The organism is Crenobacter sp. CS_VA4 (genome assembly GCF_055597485.1).
The window spans coordinates 274,065-294,802 of record NZ_JBVMAE010000001.1 but is presented as its reverse complement, the minus strand read 5'-3'; the positions used below and the strand labels follow the sequence as shown (position 1 = coordinate 294,802).

Below are 20,738 nucleotides of genomic sequence, written 5' to 3'. Positions count from 1 at the left end.
CCGACAAGGCCGCCGCCAGCACGAACGTTGGCTGAAAGCCGGTGAGTTTCCCAACCACGAGCAAGCAGCCTCTCAAGTTTGAGATTCACCAAAAAAGTTGGCCGAACGGAAATCGACTCCCGTTCGGCCAACCTTTAGCGACAGCGGCGCGCGCTCGACGCTCACCTACGGCGCCAACCGCGCCCGCCGCCAACTGCCATCCGCCTGCAGCGTATATTCCACCCGGTCGTGCAGCCGGCTCGGCCGGCCCTGCCAGAACTCCACCCGGTCCGGTTGCAGCGCGAAGCCGCCCCAGTGCTCCGGCCGCGGCACCGCCAGCGGGTACTTCACCCCGAACATCGCCGCGCGCTTCACCAGCGTGCCCTTGCCCGGGATCTCCTGGCTCTGCTCCGACGCCCAGGCGCCGAGGCGGCTGGTATATGGCCGGCTGGCGAAGTAGGCGTCCGACACCTCCGGCGCCACCTTCTCGACCCGGCCCTCGATCCGTACCTGGCGCTCCAGCTCCGGCCAGAAGAAGGTCAGCGCGGCGAACGGGTGCGCGGTCAGCGCCTGGCCCTTGCGGCTCTGGTAATTGGTGTAGAACACCAGTCGGCCGTCCTCGACGCCCTTGAGCAGCACGATCCGCGCGCTCGGTCGGCCGTCCGCGCCGACGGTGGCCACGTGCATCGCGGTCGGCTCGTTGACCTCGGCCAGCACCGCCTCGTGCAGCCAGAGTTCGAACTGAGCGACCGGGTCGGGCAGGCAGTCGTCCGGCGACAGCTCGTGTTGCGAATACTCCTGACGGATATCGGCCAGATTCAGCGGCATGGGGACAACTCTCCAATAGCAAGATGGCGGTATCTTAGAACCGTCGCGGCAAAACGGCGAGCGGTGATGGGGCCACCGCTGAGCCGGCTCAAGCGCGCGTCGACCGACGCCGGGCGGTGTTGGCCGCCACGGGGGAGCCCTCTTGATGTAAAATCAGCACCTTTGTCAACGCTGTTGCCTCGTCCCGATGCCTCTGGTCGCCTTCGGTCTGAATCACCACACCGCCCCGCTCGCCATCCGCGAAAAGCTCGCTTTTCCGGCGGAGATGCTGCCGTCGGCGCTGACGAGCCTGGTCGGCTCGCACGCGGCGCGCGAGGCGGCGATCGTGTCGACCTGTAACCGCACCGAGGTGTACTGCGCGGCCAACGATGCGCAAGCGGCGCTGGCGTGGCTGGCGGCGTTCCATCGCATCGACGCGGCGGAACTGGCCCCGTACCTGTACCAGCTCGACGCGCAGGCGGCGGCGCGCCACGCGTTCCGCGTCGCGTCGGGCCTCGACTCGATGGTGCTCGGCGAGACGCAGATCCTCGGCCAGATCAAGGACGCGGTGCGCGTCGCCGAACACGAGGGCACGCTCGGCACGCTGCTGAACGGCCTGTTCCAGCGCACCTTCGCGGTCGCCAAGGAAGTGCGCAGCAAGACCGCGATCGGCGCGAGCTCGGTGTCGATGGCCGCCGCCGCGGTGAAGCTGGCCGAACAGATCTTCCCGACCATCTCGGAGCTGAAGGTACTGTTCATCGGCGCCGGCGAGATGATCGAGCTGGTCGCCACCCACTTCGCCGCGCGCAACCCGTCCTGTATCACCGTCGCCAACCGCACGCTCGAGCGTGGCGAGAAGCTGGCGAGCCAGCTGAACGGCACCGCGATGCTGCTGTCCGAGCTGCCCGACGCGCTGGCGCGCTACGATGTGGTGGTGTCGTCGACCGCGAGCTCCCTGCCTATCGTCGGCAAGGGCCTGGTCGAGCGCGCGATCAAGGCGCGCCGTCACCGGCCGATGTTCATGCTCGATCTGGCGGTGCCGCGCGACATCGAGGTGGAGGTCGGCGAGCTCGACGACGTGTTCCTGTACAGCGTCGACGACATCGCCGGCATCGTCGAGGTCGGCCGCGAGGCGCGCCAGGTGGCCGCCGAGCAGGCCGAGGCGATCATCCGCGAGCGGGTCGACGAGTTCCTCGGCTGGCTCAAGCAGCGCGACAGCGTGCCGACGATCCGCGCGCTGCGCGACGAGGGCGAACGGGTGCGCCGCAACGCGCTCGACGCGGCGCTCAAACAGCTCGCCCGCGGTGAGCCGGCCGACAAGGTGCTCGAGACGCTGTCCAAGCAACTGACCAACAAGTTTTTGCACCCGCCGACGCAGGCGCTGGCGCAGGCCCGCGGCGACGAGCAGGACGCGCTGATCGACACCATCGCGCGGCTTTACCGATTGAACCGGAGTGATTTTTGATGAAAGCGTCGATCGCCGCCAAACTGACGACGTTGACCGAGCGGCTCGAGGAGGTCACCCACCTCCTGGCCAGCGAGACCGCCACCCGCGACATGGACGCGTTCCGCAAGCTTACCCGCGAGCACGCCGAGCTGACCCCGGTGGTCGAGGCGTTCGCGGCGTTCCGCCAGGCCGAGGCCGACATCGCCACCGCCGAAGAGATGCTGGCCGACCCGGAGATGAAGGAATTCGCGCAGGCCGAGATCGCCGACGGCAAGGTGCGGCTCGACGCGCTCGAGGTCGAGCTGCAGAAGCTGCTGTTGCCGAAAGACCCGAACGACGAGAAGAACATCTTCCTCGAAGTGCGCGCCGGCACCGGCGGCGACGAGGCGGCGCTGTTCGCCGGTGATCTGCTGCGCATGTACACCCGCTTCGCCGAGCGCAACCGCTGGCAGGTCGAGATTGTGTCGGCATCCGAGTCGGACCTGGGCGGCTACAAGGAGGTGATCGCGCGGATCGAGGGCTTCGGCGCCTATTCCAAGCTGAAGTTCGAGTCGGGCGGCCACCGCGTGCAGCGCGTGCCGGCCACCGAGACGCAGGGCCGCATCCACACCTCGGCGTGCACCGTGGCGGTGCTGGCCGAGGCGGACGAACTGGTCGAGGTGGTGCTGAACCCGGCCGACCTGCGCATCGACACCTACCGCGCCTCCGGCGCCGGCGGTCAGCACATCAACAAGACCGACTCGGCGGTGCGCGTCACTCACCTGCCGACCGGCATCGTCGCCGAGTGCCAGGACGACCGCTCGCAGCACAAGAACAAGGCGCGCGCGCTGGCGGTGCTGGCGGCGCGGATCAACGACATCCAGCGCCGCGAGGCGCAGCAGAAGGAGGCGGCCGAGCGCAAGAGCCTGGTCGGCTCCGGCGACCGTTCCGAGCGGATCCGTACCTACAACTACCCGCAGGGGCGGATCACCGACCACCGCATCAACCTGACGCTGTACAAGCTCGACGCGGTGATGGACGGCGACCTGTTCGAAATGACCGATGCGCTGTCGGCCGAGCATCAGGCCGAGTTGTTGGCGGCGATGGGCGAGTAAGCGTCGCGCTGTTTTCCCGCAAAGGTTGGCCATTCGGCCAACCTTTTTGTTTTGGTGGATGAGACGTTTCAAACTTCAGTGGCTTCGGCCAACGTTGGCGGGGGTTGTGGCCTTGTCGGTCTCGCCCGACAGGCGAGGTCCTTTCTTTTATCTCGCCAAAAGAAAGGATCCAAAGAAAAGGCGACCCCGATGCGCTGGCCTTCGGCTTCCCTCCCGCCTGCCAAGCGGCCAGGCGCCGCCGAACTCGCGGGCGGCTAACGTCCGCCCGCTCGAACAAGCGGCGGCTTAAAACTTGGCCGCTTGACGATCGCTCGGCAGCGCAAAGGGGACGGGCAGGATGATTGCAGCGGATTTGGATTCGGAAGATTAAACAAGCAAGCCGTCTTGCCTGCTCATTTGTCTTAAGGTTGGCCGAAGCAGACCTTATCGGGCAGGGGCACGCATCAGGCACTTTCTGCCAACCTTGTGTTTATCCACAACAAGCGATCAGAAGACGGCTTTACCCACAGTCACCAGTAGCTCAAGCCATTTGCTGATTTTCCAAACCAACTCGCAACCGCTACCTACGACCACCCATCTCCCCTTCGACGCCGCCGAGGACGACACGGTCAACGGGGGATGTCGGCGAGCACTGTCCGAGTGCCGACGCAGTCGGCGCGAGTTGCGCAGCCGCCCGTTGGCCGTGGCGCCCGCAGGGTAGCCCGCGAAGCGGGCCAGCGTCGTGGGGTCGCCTTCTTTTGGTTCCTTTTCTTGGCGAAGCAAGACAATGAAGTTGCTGCGTAGCTAAAAGGAACTCGCCGGTCGGGCGAGACCGACAAAGCCACGGCCCTCACTAACGTTGGCCGAAAAGCACGATGCTTACCGCGCCAGCGCCTCCCCCCATCCTACGGGTTTCGTGGCTAAAAATAGGTCGCCAATCCGGGCGAGACCGACAAAGGTGCCGCCCAAACCCGAGTTCCCTCGGCCCCATGAGATGGCTGATGCCCCTGCACGGTTTCACGTGAAACCGCCATGAAAAACGCCGCCCATCGGGCGGCGTTTTGGCGAAACGGGCAGGAACTCAGACCTGGAAGCGGCTGACCGCCTGCTCCATCTGCTGCGCCAGCTCGGCCATCTGGCGGGTCGCGTCGTTGGCGACCCGCGCCGCGTCGGCGTTGTCGCCCGACATGCTGGCGATCCGCTCCACCTGGCCGGCGATCTCGTTGCTGGCGATGCTCTGCTCCTTCAGCGAACCGGAGATCTCGTGATTCACCGACACCACCCGCTCGGCGTTGTGCTGGATGCCGTGCATCGCCTCGCCGGACGCCTGCGCCAGTCGCACTCCTTCCTCGACACGCGACACCGCGGTCTGCATCGCCCGGATCGACTGGTCGGCGCTGCCCTGGATGTTGTTGATCATCGCGGCGATTTCCTGGGTCGAGCTGGCGGTCTTCTCGGCCAGCTTGCGCACCTCGTCGGCCACCACCGCGAAGCCGCGACCCTGTTCGCCGGCGCGCGCCGCCTCGATCGCGGCGTTCAGCGCCAACAGATTGGTCTGGTCGGCGATGTCCTTGATCACGCCGATGATGGCCGAGATGTTGCCGACCTGGTCGCCGAGCGTCTTCAGCGTGCCGGCGGTGTCGTTGACCGCGCCGGCGATGGTGCGGATCTCGTCGGTGGCGCGGCCGATCACGTCGCTGGCGGCGCGCGACTCGTGGCCGCTCGCCTGGGTCAGCTGCAGCGCCTCGCCGGCGTTGTCCGACACGTGGTTGATGCTGACGGTCAGCTGTTCGATCGCCGCCGCCATCGCCGAGGCGGCCTCGGCCTGCTGGCCGGAGCCGGTCGATACCTGGTCGGCCGAATCGCGAATCCGGCCGCTGGTCTGGTTGAGTGCCTGCGCATGCTCGCGGATGCCGCGGATCATCGCCGCCAAGTCGCGCTGCATAGATGAGATGCTGCCGAGCAGGCTGTCGTTATCGCCCTTGACCTCGAGGTGGTGGTTGAGGTTGCCGGCGCTGATCTCACGCACCGCCTCGACCGCGTAGCTCGGCTCGCCGCCGAGCTGCGCGAGGATGCGGCGCGAGATCAGCGTCATCATCGTGACCAGTACCAGCATCACCGTGCCGGTGATCAGGCCAACGCGCAGCACGCTGTGCCAGAATTGTTCGTTCAGGTCGTCGATGTAGACGCCGGTGGCGGTGTACCAGCCCCATGGCGCGAATTCGGCGGCGTAGCCGATCTTCGGTTGCGGTTCGCCGCCGGCGGTTTTCGGGAACGCGTACTCGATGTAGCCCTTGCCGCCGTCGCGCTTGAGCATGGCTTCCCAGGCGGCGCCCAGGTCGACGCCGTCGGCGCTCTTCGCACCGCGCAGCGACTTGCCGATGAATTGCGGAACGGTGGCGGTGGCGCGTTCGATCATGTCGCGGTCGAACACGAAATAGTCGCCGTCTTGGCCGTAGCGGGTATGGTTGACCATCGCGACCGCCATCGCCTGCGCCTGGGCGCGGGTCAACTCGCCGCGTTGTACGCGCGCTTCGAGCTGGGCGAACTGGGCGTTGACGGTGTCGACCAGATCGACCAACTGTCCCTTGCGTGCGTCGACGAGCGCGTCGTGTTGCGAATAGATCAGCGTGCCGGCGACCAGCACCATGCCGACCATGGTGATCGCCACCGCCGCAAACAGGCGGGTTCGTAATGTCATTTTCATCAGGGCATGCATCCGGTGGAATTGGGGGCGACGTATTGTTATCGACCTGCTCGTCGATAGCTGGAGCCTGTCGCTGCAGCGCCAGGCCGGGCTGGATCGGGTAGTTCAGCAAGAATCGGGTCGAAACGGGCGGGTCGGCCACTTACACTCGACTCAAGGGATTCCGGTAGGAGAACGTCATGTTGTCAGACAATGAAGATGACTTGCAAGCGAGAGATTATCAGCGCATCGCGAGTGCGATAGCCTGGCTGACCCGGCACGCCGACGAGCAGCCCATGCTTGCCGAACTGGCCGGTGCCTTGCACCTGTCCGAGAGCCATCTGCAGCGGTTGTTCACCCGGCTCGCCGGGGTCAGCCCGAAGCGTTTCGTCCAGCACCTGACGCTGTCGGCGGCCAAGGCGCGGCTCGCCGACGGTGGCGCGCTGCTGCCGCACGCCTACGCGCTCGGCCTGTCCGGCGGCGGGCGGCTGCACGACCTGTTCGTCACGCTCGAGGCGATGACGCCGGGCGAGTACCGCGCCGGCGGCGCCGGGCTGACGTTGCAGTGGGGCGTGCACGCCACCCGCTTCGGCCCGGTGGTGATCGCGGTCAGCCCGCGCGGCGTCTGCCTGGTCGAATTCGTCGACGCCGACGCGCCGCCGGTGTTGCGCGTCGCGCAACGTTGGCCGAACGCGCACTTGGTCGCCGAGCCCACCGCCACCGCGGCGGTCGCGGCGCGGCTGTTCGAGCCGCTCGCCGCCGACTCCGGCCAGCCGCTGCCGCTATTGGTGAAGGGCAGCAACTTCCAACTGCAGGTGTGGCGGGCGCTGCTGACCATTCCGTACGGCGAGCTGGCCAGCTACCGGCAGATCGCCGCCGCGATCGGCCAGCCGGCGGCGAGCCGCGCGGTCGGCAACGCGATCGGCGCCAACCCGCTCGCCTGGCTGATCCCCTGCCACCGGGTGATCCGCGCCGAGGGCGCACTCGGCGACTACCGCTGGGGCGTCGAGCGCAAGGCCGCGCTGATCGGCTGGGAGGCGGCCGAGACCGACCGCGCCGTCGAACTGTCCATCGCCGAGGAGGCATGATGAATCGTCAGGACCTGTTGGCACTGTTGCTGCTCGCCGCGCTGTGGGGCGCGTCGTTCCTGTTCATGCGCGTCGCCGCGCCGCTGTTCGGCCCGGCCGCGCTGATCGCGCTGCGCGTCGGGCTGGCGGCGCTGGCGCTGTTGCCGCTGATCGTGATCTCGGGCGAATGGCGCTACTTCCGGAGCCACGCCGGGCCGCTGGCGCTGATGGGCGTGCTCAACCTGACGCTGCCGTTCCTGCTGATCGCCTGGGCGCTCTTGAGCCTGCCGGCCGGGGTCGGCTCGGTGCTGAACGCCACCACGCCGCTGATGACCGCGCTGCTCGCCTGGCCCTTGGCGCGCGAGCCGCTGACCCGGCGCCGGCTGGTCGGGCTGCTGCTGGGGCTGGCCGGGGTGGTCGTGCTGGTCGCCGGCAAGGGCGGCTTCGCCGGCGGCGGCGCCGGCCTGCTGCCGGTGCTGGCGATGCTCGGCGCCACCGCCAGTTACGGCGTCGCCGCGCACCTGGCGCGCCGCTACCTCGGCACGGTGCCGCCGCGGGTGTCGGCCTGCGGCAGCCTGGTGGTGGCGAGCCTGTTGACGCTGCCGCTGGCGGCGAGCCACTGGCCCGCCACGCCGATCCCGCCGGCCGGCTGGTGCGCGGTCGCGGGGCTGGCGCTCGGCAGCACCGCGCTCGCCTACCTGCTCTACTACCGGCTGCTGGCGCGGCTCGGTGCCACCCGCGCGGTGACGGTGACCTATCTGGTGCCGCTGTTCGGGGTGCTGTGGGGCGTGCTGCTGCTCGGCGAGACGCTGCGGCCTTCGATGCTGGCAGGCGCCTTGCTGATCCTCGCCGGGGTCGCCTGGACGCAGGGCGGCCTGCCGCTGCGGTTCTTCGGCCGGCTGGCGAAGAGCCCGCGCTGAGCCGGTTCCTGGCTACGCCAGCGTCCCCGGGTCAGCTAATGCCGTTCGTTCGGCCAACGTTGTGGTGGTGGCTTTGATAAGACAAAACGCCGCTTTCCATTGGGGAAAGCGGCGGTGTTTAAGTAAACGACAAGGTCGGGGGCGTCAGCTGCGTGGCAGCTGCACCTGTACCGCGAAGCCGCCGCCCTCCGGGTCGACGAAGCGCAGCGTCCCCTCGTGCTGCTTGACGATGCGCGAGACGATCGCCAGGCCCAGGCCGCTGCCGCCGTCGGTGCCGCGGTGTTCGGCCAAGCGCTCGAACGGCGCCAGCGCCGCCTCGCGCTGCTCCGGCGGAATGCCCGCGCCGTGGTCGGTGACGGTCAGGCTGACGCTGGTGGCGTCGCCATCTACCGTCACCATGATCGGCGCCGCGCCGTAGCGGCGGGCGTTCTCGATCAGGTTGGACAGCAGCCGCTCCAGCGCCAGCGCATCGACTTCCAGTTCCGGCTCGGCGTCGCACTCCAGCCGCACGTCCAGCCCCTCGCGGATGAAGCGTGCCACCACGCTGTCGGCCAGTTCGGCCAACGCCACCGGTTCGCGGCGCAGCACTTCCTCGCTGCGCGCGAAGTCGATGAACTGGCGGACGATCCGCGACAGCTCGTCGATGTCGTCGAGCATGCCGTCGCGGTCGGGGTTGTCCGGCTGCAGCTCGACGCCGAGCTTCAGCCGGGTCAGCGGCGTGCGCAGGTCGTGCGACAGGCCGGCCAGCATCAGCCGGCGCTCGCGCGCGGCGGTGTCGAGCGCGCCGACCATGCTGTTGAAGTGCTGGGTGAAGCTGACCATCTCGTGCGGGCCGGTCGGCGGCACCGGCGCCGGGGTCTGGCCCTCGCTCAAGGCGCGCGCCGCGCCGGCCAGCCGCGTCAGCGGCCGGGTCACCCGCCAGGCGATCAGGAACGCCACCACCATCGCCAGCAGCGACGACAGCGTCGCCGCCAACCAGATCGCGTGGGTCGGTCCGCCGGTGAAGCGGCCCAGCGGCAGCACCAGCCAGTACCGCTGGCCGACCACGTGGGTGGCCACCCACAGCTCGCGCCGGTCGCCGAGACGGCGCCAGCGCACCGTCACCGGCTCGCCGAGGCTGGTCGACAGCCGCTCGGCCAGCGCTTCGCCGAGCGACGGCAGCTCGGTGGCGAACTCGACGCCGTTGGCGGCGTCGGTCGACAACAGCTGCGGCAGGCCGGGACGGTTGTACGACTCGAGAAAGCGCGGGCGTTCGGCGCGCGGCAGCACGTCGAGCATGCCCTCCAGGTCGGCCAGCGTGTTGACCACCTCGGTGTACAGTTGCTGGCCGAGCAGCTGGTTGCGCTCGCGCGCCGCCAGCCACAGCGTGAACATCTGGCTGCTGATCACCGCCAGCACCACCAGCAGGATCAGTCGGAAGAACAGCGTGTCGGTGGCGCGGCGCAGCCGGGTCAACCCCCTCATTCGCGCGGCTGCCCGTCCGGCACGAACACGTAGCCGTAGCCCCACACCGTCTGGATGTGGCGCGCGCCGTTGTCGCCGCTGTCGAGCGCCTTCCTGAGCCGCGACACGTGCACGTCGATGCTGCGGTCGAGCGAGTCACCGCCGCCCTTGCCGAGCGCCATCTCCATCAGCTGCTCGCGGGTCAGCGGCCGGCGCGGGTGCGCGGCCAGCACCGCCAGCACCGCGTACTCGGCGCTGGTCAGCGCCACCGGCTGCTCGTCGCGGCACAGCTCGCGCCGGCCCAGGTGCAGCACGAACTGGCCGAATTCGATCACGTCGTCGGCGGTGTGGCTGGCGGTCAGCGCCGGGGTGGCGCGGTGGCGGCGCAGCACCGCCTGCACCCGGGCGGTCAGTTCGCGCGGGTTGAACGGCTTGGGGAGGTAGTCGTCGGCGCCCATTTCCAGGCCGAGGATGCGGTCGATGTCCTCGCCGCGTGCGGTCAGCATGATCACCGGCAGGTTCTCGCCCTGCGCGCGCAGTCGGCGCACCACCGCCAGCCCGTCCTCGCCCGGCATCATCACGTCGAGCACCAACAGGTCGGGACGGTTGCGCGACAGCTTGCGATCGAGATCGCGCGAGTCGGGCAGCGTGTCGACGCTGAAGCCCTGCTGCGTCAGGTAGCGGCTGAGCAGGTCGCGCAGTTTGGCGTCGTCGTCGACAACGAGGATCTTGGCGTTTTCCATGGGTAAGCCTGTGTGGAGCGGGGCGTGCCGGTGTCATGATTCCGGCCCGCGCCGCCCGATAACGGTGGATGACTGCTTGGCGCCTGTGATAAATCTGCTCTGGCCCTTCGGGCTCTAGCAACCCGGCCGTGATCAGGTTCATTACAGGCTTTTAGGGTAGCGCGTTCGCGAACGCCGGTCAGCCCTGCCCGGTCAACAATCGTTAACGGCGTGGCCCGGCGACATACTTGTTAACATTCGGCCGACGTTTACACTTGTTAACACTCCGCCGCACCGAGCACATGTCCGGGCAACACCTGGCGGCTAGACTGTTCTCATCCGGGGGAATAAATGACGATACGGCGATTGAAGCTGACCCGGCGGAGGGTGGCGGCGAAGTCCGGCGCACTGCACGAGGCGACGGCCAAGCCTCCAGGTCCGGCGCGCGTTTCTTTTGATTCAGGCGACGCGCCGCCGGCTTTATCACCAACCCGACTCCACGCCTGAGGAACTCGACATCCCGACATCGGTATAGAATCGAACTATGATACGTAGCATGCTTTGTGGTGGGTTACTGCTACTTGTTCTGACCAGCGCACCGGCCTTCGCCGGCCCGCCGCCATGGGCCGGCGGCCGGGGTGAGCAGGGGCAACAGGACCAAGGACAGGATCGCTACCGCCTGAGAAACCTGCGCTTGCAAGAAGCGATCCGCAACGGCGATATCAGCCCGGATGACGCGCGCCAGTCGCGCCGCCAGGACCAGGAACGCTGGCAGCGCCAGCGCGATCAGCAGGACCGACCCGCGTTTGACGAAGGCCGCGACCCGTCGCGGCGGGGCGCGCCCAGCCATCATTGGCGCGACCGCTGGCGCGATAACAACGAACGCGACTGAGCCCGTCTAGCACGCCCGCTCGCCGGGCGAAGCAGCCTTTACCGATAGCCAAGGGAGTCGCGTGATGCGCTGGACTGCAGGAATCCCCGTGCTGTTCGGCTGGCTGCTGCTGGGCGGCGCCGCCGACGCGGCCGCCCCCGATTGCCGCAACGCCACCGCCCCGCAACGCTGCGAGATCGCCCGCCAGGGCGCGCTGTCCTGCGCCGACCTGGCGCCCAACCAGCAGAACGGTTGCCTGCAGGAATACACCCCCCCGCTCAATTGCCGTCGCAACCGCGACAGCCGCCGCTGCGACAGCCTGGTGGCGGCGCAGAAGGACTGCGACCGCCTCAGCGGCGCCGAACGCCGGCAGTGCATCCGCGGCCAGCTCGCCCCTCCCGATTGTTCACGCGCCGCCGATCCGGTGCGCTGCCACCGTCAGGCCGACGCCGACACCGCCTGCGCCGAGATCTTCGGCGCCGAGCGGCGCCGCTGCGTGAAGAGCCGCTACGGCTACTGAGTGGCCACGCTTTCTCAACCCGGTTTAGCGACTCTCGTATAGCCATTCCGGCAGCGCCGCCAGGCACTCCGGCCAGCGCTGCAGCCGGTGGTCGTCACCGTTGAACACGGTCTGGCGGCAGCCGGCGAAGTGCTGCGCCGCCTCGCGCCAGTCGAGCGTCTCGTCGGCGCTGCCGAGCACCAGCCAGTAGCGCTCGGGCGTCGGGTGGGCGACGTAGGCGGCCTCGAGCTCCGCCAGGTGCGTTGGGGTCAGCGTGTAGTGTTCGCCGGTGTAGGGGTTGTGCTGCGGGCCGAGGTGGTCGGTGAGCAGGGCGAACGGTCGCACCGCCGGGTTGATCAGCACCGCGCGGCGCTCGCAGCGTTCGGCGAGATGGGTCGCGTAGTAGCCGCCGAGCGAGCTGCCGATCAACAGCGTGTCGGCCGGCAGCGTGGCGAGCAGCTCGCCGGCGAGCGTCAGCGCAGCGGCCGGTGCGAACGGCAGCGCCGGGCAATGGAAGCTGATAGTGGGGGCGTTAGCGGCGAGCCAGGCGGCGGTTTCGCGCGCCTTGGCCGATTGCGGGCTGGAGTTGAAACCGTGCAGGTAGACGACGGCGGGCATCGCGGGCTCCGGAGCGGGTCGGGTTGGCCGCAGTGTAGAGCAGACTCATCGCCGGCTCTAGTGTTCGGCCAACCCCGCCCGGCGGGAATCAGCGGTTACCCTGCCACTGGTAGCGGCGGAAGATGGTCTTGATCTCGCCGGTGCGGTTGAGTTCGGCGATCGCCTGGTTGAGCTGCGCCACCGACCACGCCGATTTGGGCGCCACCGCGCACATCGTCGGCAGCACGGTCAGCGTCATCGGGTGCATCTTCACCTGGCGCGCCTCCTTCGGGTGGCTCTGCGCCCAGGCGGCCAGCTCCAGCTCCGAATTGATCACCACGTCGGTCACCCCGACCAGCAGCGACTTCATCTGCAGGTCGGCACGGGTGTCGCTGACCTTGCTCGCCTGGTGGCTGTGCCACAGCGGTTCGACGCTGGCGTACGAGTAGCCGAGGATGGTGCCGATCTTGTGCCCGGCCAGCTGGTCGACGCGCTGGATATTCGGCATGCCAGTCTTGCTCACCAGCCGTTCGATCTGCGGGTAGATTTCGTTGGTCCAGCCGAGCTGGTCCGGGTGGCGGTACCAGGCCGGATTGGCGTTGCAGACCACGTCGACGCGGCTCTGCTCGATGCTGCTGTCGACCCGGTTGCGCGACAGCACCTGATAGCGCGGCCGGGTGCCGAGCGCGTGGGCGAGCGAGTCACCGATCTCCTTCGACAGGCCGCCGACCACGGTCGGCTGGGCGTCGCTGCCGGTCAGTTTGACGATCGCCGGGCCGTCCGACTCGGCGACCCCGATGGTCAGCGCCGGCAGTTCGGCCGCGTGCGCGTGAGAGCAGGCCCATACGCCGCCCATCAATACTGGCAGTGCCTTATGAATCAACCGCATATGTTTGTGCCTTGTTGTTATTAACGGTGCCGGGTGGCGCGATGTCGACATGGTAAGATGCCCGCAACACGCGGCCTTTGCCGTACATATCTAGCCGTTACTCGCCCATATTGCCATGACGAACGCCATTGTTCACCCGCTGTCCGCCCTGCTCGACCGTCGCATCCTGATTCTCGACGGTGGCATGGGTACTATGATCCAACGCCACAAGCTCGAAGAGGTTGACTACCGCGGCGAACGTTTTGCCGATTGGCATAGCGACGTCAAGGGCAATAACGACCTGTTGGTGCTCACCCGCCCCGACGTGATCGGCGCGATCCACCAGGCCTATCTCGACGCCGGCGCCGACATCATCGAGACCAACACCTTCAACGCCACCTCGATCGCGATGGCCGATTACGAGATGGAAAGCCTGGTGTGGGAGATCAACCACGCGGCCGCCCGTCTGGTGAAGGATCTGTGCGCGGCCGAGACCGCGAAGAATCCCGACAAGCCGCGCTACTGCGCCGGGGTGCTCGGCCCGACCAACCGCACCTGTTCGATCAGCCCGGACGTCAACGACCCGGGCTACCGCAACGTGACCTTCGACGCGCTGGTCGAAAGCTACAGCGAGGCGATCGACGGCCTGGTGAAGGGCGGCGCCGACCTGTTGCTGGTCGAGACCATCTTCGACACGCTCAACGCCAAGGCGGCGGTGTTCGCGATCCACAAGTATTTCGACGAGCACCCGGAGGCGACCCGGCTGCCGATCATGGTGTCGGGCACCATCACCGACCAGTCCGGCCGCACCCTGACCGGCCAGACCACCGAGGCGTTCTACAACAGTCTGTCGCACGCCGAGGCAATCTCCTACGGCCTCAACTGCGCACTCGGCCCGGATCTGCTGCGCCCTTACGTCGAAGAGATGGCGCGCATCTCGGCGAGCTATGTGTCGGTGCACGCTAACGCCGGCCTGCCGAACGCGTTCGGCGGCTACGACCTGTCGCCGGACGATATGGCGGTATCGGTGAAGGAATGGGCAGAATCGGGGCTGATCAACATCGTCGGCGGCTGCTGCGGCACCACGCCGGAGCACATCGCCGCGATCTACCAGGCGGTCAAGGACGTGCCGCCGCGCAAGCGGCCCGAGATCGAGGCGAAGTGCCGGCTGTCCGGTCTCGAGCCGTTCAACATCGGCGACCACGACCTGTTCGTCAACGTCGGCGAGCGCACCAACGTCACCGGCTCGAAGGCGTTCGCCAAGCTGATCCTGAACGGCGACTACGCGACCGCGCTCGACGTCGCCCGCCAGCAGGTCGAGAACGGCGCGCAGGTGATCGACATCAATATGGACGAGGGCATGCTCGACGCCCACGCCGCGATGGTGCGCTTCCTCAACCTGATCGCCGCCGAGCCGGACATCGCCCGCGTGCCGATCATGATCGACTCGTCCAAATGGGAAGTGATCGAGGCCGGCCTGAAGTGCATCCAGGGCAAGGGCATCGTCAACTCGATCTCGATGAAGGAAGGCCGCGACAAGTTCGTCGAGCAGGCGCGGCTGTTGCGCCGTTACGGCGCGGCGGTGATCGTGATGGCGTTCGACGAGGTCGGCCAGGCCGACACCTACGCGCGCAAGATCGAGATCTGCGAGAAGAGCTACCGCATCCTGGTCGACGAGGTCGGCTTCCCGCCCGAAGACATCATCTTCGACCCGAACATCTTCGCGGTCGCCACCGGCATCGAGGAGCACGCCCGCTACGGCCTCGACTTCATCGAGGCGACCGGCTGGATCAAGCAGAACCTGCCGCACGCCAAGATTTCCGGCGGCGTCTCCAACGTGTCGTTCTCGTTCCGCGGCAACAACAAGGTGCGCGAGGCGATCCACGCGGTGTTCCTCTACCACGCGATCCAGCGCGGCATGACGATGGGCATCGTCAACGCCGGCGCCCTCGAGGTGTACGACGAGGTCGATCCGGTGTTGCGCGAACGGATCGAGGACGTGGTGCTGATGCGTGTCCCGCGCGACGGCGGCGACGTGACCGAATCGCTGATCGCCTTGGCCGAAACCTTCCGCGGCGACGCCAAGGAAGCCAAGACCGAGGATCTCGCCTGGCGCAACCAGCCGGTCGAGAAGCGGCTGGAGCACGCGCTGGTCAAGGGCATCACCACCTACATCGTCGAGGACACCGAAGAGGTGCGCCTGAAGTCGGCGCGGCCGATCCACGTGATCGAAGGCCCGTTGATGGACGGCATGAACGTGGTCGGCGACCTGTTTGGCGCCGGCAAGATGTTCCTGCCGCAGGTGGTGAAATCGGCGCGGGTGATGAAGGCCGCGGTCGCGCACCTCGAGCCGTTCATCGAGGAAGAGAAGATCCGCTTAGGGTTGGCCGATGCGCCGGCCAAGGGCGTGATCATCATGGCCACGGTGAAGGGCGACGTGCACGACATCGGCAAGAACATCGTCGGCGTGGTGCTGCGCTGCAACAACTACAAGGTGATCGACCTCGGCGTGATGGTGCCGTGCCAGAAGATCCTCGACGCCGCGATCGAGCACAAGGCCGACATCATCGGCCTGTCCGGCCTGATCACCCCGAGCCTGGAAGAGATGGCGCACGTCGCGAAAGAGATGCAGCGCCAGGGTTTCACCATTCCGCTCTTGATCGGCGGCGCGACCACCAGCCGGGTGCACACCGCGGTGAAGATCGCGCCGAACTACCAGGGCCCGGTGATCTACGTGCCGGACGCTTCGCGTGCCGTCGGCGTCTGCTCCAACCTCTTGTCCGACACGCTGCGCGACGACTTCGTCACCAGCGTCGCCGACGACTACGCCCGTGCCCGCGCGATCCACGAAGGCCGCGACACCGCGTCGAAACTGGTGGCGCTCGAGAAGGCGCGCGCCAACCGCTTCGCACCCGATTGGGCGGCGTTCGAGCCGGTGAAGCCGAGTTTCCTCGGCGTGCGCCGCTTCGACGACTACCCGCTCGACGACCTGGTGCCCTTCATCGACTGGACGCCGTTCTTCCAGAGCTGGGAGCTGGCCGGCCGCTTCCCGCGCATCCTCGACGACGAGATCGTCGGCGAATCGGCGCGCGCGCTGTGGGCCGACGCGCAGGTGATGCTCAAGCAGATCGTCGACGAGAAGTGGCTGTCAGCCGCCGCCGTGATCGGCTTCTTCCCGGCTAATAGCGTAGCCTGCGACGACATCGAGCTGCGCGACCCCGATACCGATCAAGTGGCGATGGTCTGGCACAACCTGCGTCAGCAGATTCCGAAGGTCGCCGCCGGCGGCGAGCCGGCCAAACCCAACTGGTGCCTGGCCGACTTCGTGGTTCCACGTGAAACCGGCAAGACCGACTACGTCGGCGCGTTCGCCGTCACCGCCGGCATCGGCATCGACCCGCACGTGAAGCGCTTCGAGGACGCCAACGACGACTACTCGGCGATTCTGCTGAAAGCCTTGGCCGACCGCCTGGCCGAAGCGTTCGCCGAGCGGATGCACGAGCGGGTGCGCAAGGAGTTCTGGGGCTACGCCGCCGACGAGACGCTGTCCAACGAGGAGCTGATCGACGAGCAGTACCGTGGCATCCGCCCGGCCCCCGGCTACCCGGCCTGCCCGGACCACACCGCCAAGACCGGCCTGTTCGCGATCCTCGACGCGCCGGCGATCGGCATGACGCTGACCGAGGGCTACGCGATGCTGCCGACCGCGGCGGTGTCCGGCTTCTACCTGGCGCACCCGGACAGCCGCTACTTCGGCACCGGCAAGATCACCCAGGAGCAGGTGGAAGACTACGCTCGTCGCCGCGGCGTCAGCATCGAGCAGGCCGAGCGCGACCTCGCGCCGGTGATCGCCTGATCGGGCCAAGGTTGGCCGAAATCGCCAAAGCCACCCTGCGGGGTGGCTTTTTGCTGCGCGCCCGACCGCGGCCAGGTCTTGGGCGAGCAGATATTTGCTGCGCTGGATCAAGCTGAGGGGTCCTTGTCCGCCTAACATGGAAGGGTGCGACGCACAGCGGGTGCGCCGCCTCACTCGAGGAGAAGCCGATGTTTCCCGAATACCACGAGCTGATTTCCCGCCTGAGAACCGAAGACAGCCATTTCGGCCAGCTGTTCGAGCAGCATAGCGCGCTCGACCAGCGGATCAGGAACATGGAGGAGCGCATCGAGCTGGGTAGCCCGATCGAGATCGAGGTGCTGAAGAAGGAGAAACTGCTGCTGAAGGACAGGCTCTACCAGTTGCTGAAGGACGCCGAGCACCGCCGAGCGGATGGGGCGTAGCCGCCGCCTCACCTAGTCGGCAGCCCGGCCCGGCTTCGGGCACAATGCGCGTTTCCCCCTTGCCGAGGCAGCGCTCATGGCCGCGTCCTACCACGCCCACATCTATTTCCTGCCGGAGCAGGCGCCGCAGGCCGCGGCGCTGCGCGAGCGGCTCTCCGCGGTGCTGCCGGCATCCTGCTGGATCGGGAAGCTGATCCCGCGCGAAGTCGGCCCGCACACGCGGCCGATGTTCGAGCTGGACTTCCCGGCCGTGGAGCTGGAGGCGGTGGTGGTGCTGCTCGAACGCGAGCGGGCTGGCTTGCCGGTGTTGCTGCACCCGGTGATCGACGATGAGTTGCTCGGGCACACCGAGCGGGCGCGATGGTTGGGGGAGGTGTTGCCGTTGAAGTTGGAGACGCTGAGTCGAGGGTGAGACCGTAGGTGGCATTCGTGAAGGGGGTGGCCGTTCCCTCTTCTTTCGGCCAGCGTTGGTGTGGGCTGCGGCTTTGTCGGTCTCGCCCGACCGGCGAGGTTCTTTCTTTTGTTTCGCCAAAAGAAAGAACCCAAAGAAAAGGCGACCCCGCGACGCCGGCCCGCTGCGCGGGCTGCCCTGCGGGCGCCCCGGCCAACGGGCGGCTGCGCAACTCGCGCCGACTGCGTCGGCACTCGGACAGTGCTCGCCGACTACCCCCGTTGGCCGTGCCGTCCTCGGCGGCGTCGAAGGGGGGATGGGGGGCCATAGGGGGCTGTCGTGAATTGGTTCGGGAGTCAGCTCGTAGGATGGGTGAAGGCGTATTTGCCGCAACCCATCGTGCCTTTCGGCCAACGTTGATGTGGGCTGCGGCTTTGTCGGTCTCGCCCGACCGGCGAGTTCCTTTTCTTGTTTCGCCAAGAAAAGGAACCAAAAGAAGGCGACCCCACGACGCCGGCCCGCTATCGCGGGCTGCCCTGCGGGCGTCATGACCAACGGGCGGCTGCGCAACTCGCGCCGACTACGTCGGCACTCGGACAGTGCTCGCCGACACCTCCCGTTGGCCGTGCCGTCCTCGGCGGCGTCGAAGGGGGATGGGTGGTTGTCAGTAGCGGTCGTGGATTGGTCTGGAAAATCAGCGCATTTCTAGCGCTGTTGGTGTTTGTGGATAAAGTTGTCAGCTGGCGTTCTACTGTGGATAAACGCAAGGTTGGCCGAAAGCGCCTGATGCGTGATCCCGCTGGATTAGGATCGGCTTCAGCTGACCTTGGCAAATGAGTCAGCAAGACAGCCTGGTTTTCTAATCTTCCGAATCCACATCCGCCGCAATCATCCTGCCCATCCCCTTTGCGCTGCCGAGCGATCGTCAAGCGGCCAGGTTTTAAGCCGCCGCTTGTTCGAGTGGGCGGACGTTAGCCGCCCGCGAGTTCGGCGGCGCCTGGCCGCTTGGCAGGCGCGAGGGAAGCCGAAGGCCAGCGCACTGGGGTCGTCTTTCTTTGGGTACTTTCTTTGACGAAGCAAAGAAAGTACCTCGCCAGTCGGGCGAGACCGACAAAGCTCCCGCTCCCAGCAACGTTGGCCGAAACGCACGCCTTCTCCCACGCGCACCCAGAAAAAAAGCCGCCCTCGCGGACGGCCCTTCTCCCCTCTTTCGGCCAACCTTCACCCGGCCGGCGGAATCGGTGTCATTAGTTCTTCAGAATCTTCGGATTCGAATTGCCCCACACCGTATACAGGTCCGCCAGCAACGCCCCGTTGATATCCTCGACTTCCGTCTGCGTGATCTCGGCCTTGCCCTGCTTGCCGAACAACACCACCTCGTCGCCGCTCTTCACGCCCGGCACATCGGTCACGTCCACCATCAGCGTGTTCATCGACACCTTGCCCACCACCGGCACGCGCTGGCCGTCGATCAGCACGAAGCCCTTGTTGGTGAACACCCGGCGGTAGCCGTCCGAGTAGCCCACCGGGATGTTGGCCAGCTTCGAATCGCGCTTCAGCGTGAAGGTGCGGTCGTAGCCGACGGTGTTGCCGGCCGGGTAGCTGTTCACCGCCGCCACACGCGACTTGAACTGCATCACGCGCTGGTATTCGGTGTGCGACGGCTCGGTGTCGCCGAACAGCGCGCCGCCCGGGCGTACCATGTCGAGACGCGCCTCCGGCACTTCCAGCGTCGCAAACGAGTTGGCGCAGTGCACCGTCACCTTCTTGCGATCCAGCTTGCTGTTGGCGAACAGCCAGTCCACGTCCTTGTTGAACACGGCCAGGCCCTTCCGCACGTCTTCCTTCTCTTCGACCGGGAAGTGGGTCATCACGCCGACCACCTTCAGGCCGCGCTGCTCGGTAATCGCGACCGCATCCTGCTTGCCCTGATCGGTGGCCATGTCGACGCCGTTGCGGCTCATCCCGGCCGAGTTCAGCGCCAGGTGCACGCGCAAGGTGCGGCCGTGGCGGCGCGCCAGCTCGCCGGCCTCGCGGGCCAGGTCGGCGTTGCCCATCAGCTCTTCCATGTTGTACTTCAGCGCGGCGTTGATCTCCGGCAGCGTCGCGGTGCGCACCCGTACCAGCTTGCCCTTGAAGCCGCTGGCGCGCACCACGCGCGCCTCCTCGTTGCTGGCGATGCCGACGCACGGCACGCCGGTCTTGATGATGGTCGGCATCAACAGGCCGATGCCGTGGCCGTAGGCGTCGGCCTTCAGGATCGCGCAGATCTGCGACTTGCCGGCGAGCGTGGTCTGCAGCGTGCGGATATTGTGCTCGAAGGCGGCGCGGTCGATCTCCACCCAGGCGTTGCTGGCGGCGACGCTGACGGCGGCCTTGCCATTGCTGGTGGTCAGAGGCGGCGCGGCCTGCACCTGGCCGTTCAGGAAGGCGAGGCCCAGCGCGAGCGACAGCACGGTACGGTTCATTTTCATGGTCGTTATCTCTTCTCCACGGGGCCGTGGCCGGCCCCTGCTTGTTATGGACAGCAGCGGGCCGAGAGCCCCGTGTCGAGGAGAAACGGGCAAGCCGCGCTGCCCGCCCATGCTATGTCGATAGATTGGAAAGCGTCGTTAGCGAATCGCGACAGAAATATTCATATTTCAACACGTGTTATCGATAAAAATGCGTTAGGAATAGCTGTGTCGGCAGGCACGGCGGGGCAATGAAAAAAGGCAGCCGGGTGGCTGCCTTTTTTTGGTAGATGGAGATCAGTCCTGCGCGGGCTGCTTCAGCGATTTGTTCTTGTTGGGTGACAGGCCCGCCTCATCATGCTTCGTGGCGTTCAGGCTGTGCCGTTCCGCGGCACGTTCGTGGCCCTTGTCGCGATCCGCCGCATTCAGTCCATTCGAATTCAGCACGCCTTGTTTGCTGGTATGCGTAGCGGAGTCGCCGCTGGCATGGCTTTGGCCATGCGCGCCGCCATCGTGTCCGCCGCCGCCGCCGCCACCATTGCCGCCACCATGGCCATTACCGCCGGCGAACGCGGCGCTGCCCGCGCCGAGGAGTACCGTTGCCGCTACCACAGCCAGAATCTTGCTCGACATGATT

The 20,738-nt window shown here is 67.0% G+C and carries 17 protein-coding genes; 9 read left to right on the top strand and 8 right to left on the bottom strand.

Going from position 1 to position 20,738, the window contains the following annotated elements; genetic code table 11:
- Positions 1 to 165 precede the first annotated feature (165 nt).
- The gene (gene pdxH / locus ACZ2IA_RS01430) at positions 166 to 807 is read right to left on the bottom strand and encodes a pyridoxamine 5'-phosphate oxidase (RefSeq protein ID WP_470290769.1); all 642 of its coding nucleotides are present in this window, start codon (positions 805 to 807) and stop codon (positions 166 to 168) included.
- A gap of 187 nt (positions 808 to 994) precedes the next feature.
- Here pdxH and hemA point away from each other — a divergent pair, with 187 nt between their 5' ends.
- Both hemA and prfA read left to right on the top strand, forming a co-directional pair.
- Complete coding sequence (gene hemA / locus ACZ2IA_RS01425) at positions 995 to 2,251, top strand: glutamyl-tRNA reductase (protein ID WP_470290768.1); 1,257 nt, start codon at positions 995 to 997, stop codon at positions 2,249 to 2,251.
- Positions 2,251 to 3,327, top strand: a complete 1,077-nt coding sequence (gene prfA, locus ACZ2IA_RS01420; RefSeq protein WP_470290767.1) for a peptide chain release factor 1 — start codon at positions 2,251 to 2,253, stop codon at positions 3,325 to 3,327. Before hemA ends, prfA begins: the two co-directional genes overlap by 1 nt.
- Positions 3,328 to 4,387: 1,060 nt before the next feature.
- Here prfA and ACZ2IA_RS01415 read toward each other — a convergent pair.
- A complete protein-coding gene (locus tag ACZ2IA_RS01415; RefSeq protein ID WP_470290766.1) occupies positions 4,388 to 6,013 on the bottom strand; it encodes a methyl-accepting chemotaxis protein in 1,626 nt (541 codons plus the stop codon).
- 179 nt (positions 6,014 to 6,192) lie between these two features.
- Here ACZ2IA_RS01415 and ACZ2IA_RS01410 point away from each other — a divergent pair, with 179 nt between their 5' ends.
- Positions 6,193 to 7,080: a methylated-DNA--[protein]-cysteine S-methyltransferase gene (locus tag ACZ2IA_RS01410; protein WP_470290765.1), complete on the top strand. Its 888-nt coding sequence runs from the start codon at positions 6,193 to 6,195 to the stop codon at positions 7,078 to 7,080.
- Positions 7,077 to 7,979 carry a DMT family transporter gene (locus ACZ2IA_RS01405; RefSeq protein ID WP_470290764.1) on the top strand — a complete coding sequence of 301 codons (903 nt, stop codon included), beginning with the start codon at positions 7,077 to 7,079 and terminating at the stop codon, positions 7,977 to 7,979. Before ACZ2IA_RS01410 ends, ACZ2IA_RS01405 begins: the two co-directional genes overlap by 4 nt.
- A gap of 144 nt (positions 7,980 to 8,123) precedes the next feature.
- Here the strand turns inward: ACZ2IA_RS01405 and ACZ2IA_RS01400 are convergent, their stop codons facing one another.
- On the bottom strand, positions 8,124 to 9,443 hold the full coding sequence (locus ACZ2IA_RS01400) for an ATP-binding protein (protein ID WP_470290763.1): 1,320 nt from the start codon (positions 9,441 to 9,443) through the stop codon (positions 8,124 to 8,126).
- A complete protein-coding gene (locus tag ACZ2IA_RS01395) occupies positions 9,440 to 10,165 on the bottom strand; it encodes a response regulator (protein WP_470290762.1) in 726 nt (241 codons plus the stop codon). Before ACZ2IA_RS01395 ends, ACZ2IA_RS01400 begins: the two co-directional genes overlap by 4 nt.
- A 673-nt stretch (positions 10,166 to 10,838) precedes the next feature.
- Between ACZ2IA_RS01395 and ACZ2IA_RS01390 the strand changes: the two genes are divergently transcribed.
- Positions 10,839 to 11,036 carry a hypothetical protein gene (locus ACZ2IA_RS01390; RefSeq protein WP_470290761.1) on the top strand — a complete coding sequence of 66 codons (198 nt, stop codon included), beginning with the start codon at positions 10,839 to 10,841 and terminating at the stop codon, positions 11,034 to 11,036.
- Between the two features lie 64 nt (positions 11,037 to 11,100).
- Positions 11,101 to 11,535: a hypothetical protein gene (locus tag ACZ2IA_RS01385; protein ID WP_470290760.1), complete on the top strand. Its 435-nt coding sequence runs from the start codon at positions 11,101 to 11,103 to the stop codon at positions 11,533 to 11,535.
- Between the two features lie 24 nt (positions 11,536 to 11,559).
- On the opposite strand, the gene ACZ2IA_RS01380 is transcribed toward ACZ2IA_RS01385, so the two are convergent.
- Entirely contained in the window at positions 11,560 to 12,132 is a 573-nt protein-coding gene (locus tag ACZ2IA_RS01380; RefSeq protein WP_470290759.1) for a YqiA/YcfP family alpha/beta fold hydrolase, read from the bottom strand.
- Positions 12,133 to 12,220: 88 nt separating this feature from the next.
- Positions 12,221 to 13,000 (bottom strand): substrate-binding periplasmic protein, encoded by a 780-nt coding sequence (locus ACZ2IA_RS01375; protein WP_470290758.1) that lies wholly within the window; start codon positions 12,998 to 13,000, stop codon positions 12,221 to 12,223.
- 115 nt (positions 13,001 to 13,115) lie between these two features.
- Here ACZ2IA_RS01375 and metH point away from each other — a divergent pair, with 115 nt between their 5' ends.
- The 3 genes from metH (at position 13,116) to ACZ2IA_RS01360 (ending at position 17,669) form a co-directional block, all read left to right on the top strand.
- Positions 13,116 to 16,835: a methionine synthase gene (gene metH, locus ACZ2IA_RS01370; protein ID WP_470290757.1), complete on the top strand. Its 3,720-nt coding sequence runs from the start codon at positions 13,116 to 13,118 to the stop codon at positions 16,833 to 16,835.
- A 188-nt stretch (positions 16,836 to 17,023) separates the two neighbouring features.
- Positions 17,024 to 17,257, top strand: a complete 234-nt coding sequence (locus tag ACZ2IA_RS01365) for an HP1242/YdcH family protein (protein ID WP_470290756.1) — start codon at positions 17,024 to 17,026, stop codon at positions 17,255 to 17,257.
- 76 nt (positions 17,258 to 17,333) lie between these two features.
- Positions 17,334 to 17,669: a DOPA 4,5-dioxygenase family protein gene (locus tag ACZ2IA_RS01360; RefSeq protein WP_470290755.1), complete on the top strand. Its 336-nt coding sequence runs from the start codon at positions 17,334 to 17,336 to the stop codon at positions 17,667 to 17,669.
- A 1,226-nt stretch (positions 17,670 to 18,895) separates the two neighbouring features.
- On the opposite strand, the gene alr is transcribed toward ACZ2IA_RS01360, so the two are convergent.
- Positions 18,896 to 20,122, bottom strand: coding sequence for an alanine racemase (gene alr, locus ACZ2IA_RS01355; protein WP_470290754.1), 1,227 nt, complete (start codon positions 20,120 to 20,122; stop codon positions 18,896 to 18,898).
- 276 nt (positions 20,123 to 20,398) lie between these two features.
- Positions 20,399 to 20,734, bottom strand: a complete 336-nt coding sequence (locus ACZ2IA_RS01350; RefSeq protein ID WP_470290753.1) for a hypothetical protein — start codon at positions 20,732 to 20,734, stop codon at positions 20,399 to 20,401.
- Positions 20,735 to 20,738 lie beyond the last annotated feature (4 nt).

Bases quoted from the DNA above. Each gene is read 5' to 3' on its own strand.
- ACZ2IA_RS01385 (WP_470290760.1), top strand. From the start codon at position 11,101: ATGCGCTGGACTGCAGGAATCCCCGTGCTGTTCGGCTGGCTGCTGCTG.
- metH (WP_470290757.1), top strand. From the start codon at position 13,116: ATGACGAACGCCATTGTTCACCCGCTGTCCGCCCTGCTCGACCGTCGC.
- ACZ2IA_RS01410 (WP_470290765.1), top strand. From the start codon at position 6,193: ATGTTGTCAGACAATGAAGATGACTTGCAAGCGAGAGATTATCAGCGC.
- prfA (WP_470290767.1), top strand. From the start codon at position 2,251: ATGAAAGCGTCGATCGCCGCCAAACTGACGACGTTGACCGAGCGGCTC.
- ACZ2IA_RS01405 (WP_470290764.1), top strand. From the start codon at position 7,077: ATGATGAATCGTCAGGACCTGTTGGCACTGTTGCTGCTCGCCGCGCTG.
- ACZ2IA_RS01375 (WP_470290758.1), bottom strand. From the start codon at position 13,000: ATGCGGTTGATTCATAAGGCACTGCCAGTATTGATGGGCGGCGTATGG.
- ACZ2IA_RS01365 (WP_470290756.1), top strand. From the start codon at position 17,024: ATGTTTCCCGAATACCACGAGCTGATTTCCCGCCTGAGAACCGAAGAC.
- ACZ2IA_RS01360 (WP_470290755.1), top strand. From the start codon at position 17,334: ATGGCCGCGTCCTACCACGCCCACATCTATTTCCTGCCGGAGCAGGCG.
- ACZ2IA_RS01400 (WP_470290763.1), bottom strand. From the start codon at position 9,443: ATGAGGGGGTTGACCCGGCTGCGCCGCGCCACCGACACGCTGTTCTTC.
- pdxH (WP_470290769.1), bottom strand. From the start codon at position 807: ATGCCGCTGAATCTGGCCGATATCCGTCAGGAGTATTCGCAACACGAG.
- hemA (WP_470290768.1), top strand. From the start codon at position 995: ATGCCTCTGGTCGCCTTCGGTCTGAATCACCACACCGCCCCGCTCGCC.
- ACZ2IA_RS01395 (WP_470290762.1), bottom strand. From the start codon at position 10,165: ATGGAAAACGCCAAGATCCTCGTTGTCGACGACGACGCCAAACTGCGC.
- ACZ2IA_RS01380 (WP_470290759.1), bottom strand. From the start codon at position 12,132: ATGCCCGCCGTCGTCTACCTGCACGGTTTCAACTCCAGCCCGCAATCG.
- ACZ2IA_RS01350 (WP_470290753.1), bottom strand. From the start codon at position 20,734: ATGTCGAGCAAGATTCTGGCTGTGGTAGCGGCAACGGTACTCCTCGGC.
- ACZ2IA_RS01415 (WP_470290766.1), bottom strand. From the start codon at position 6,013: ATGAAAATGACATTACGAACCCGCCTGTTTGCGGCGGTGGCGATCACC.
- alr (WP_470290754.1), bottom strand. From the start codon at position 20,122: ATGAAAATGAACCGTACCGTGCTGTCGCTCGCGCTGGGCCTCGCCTTC.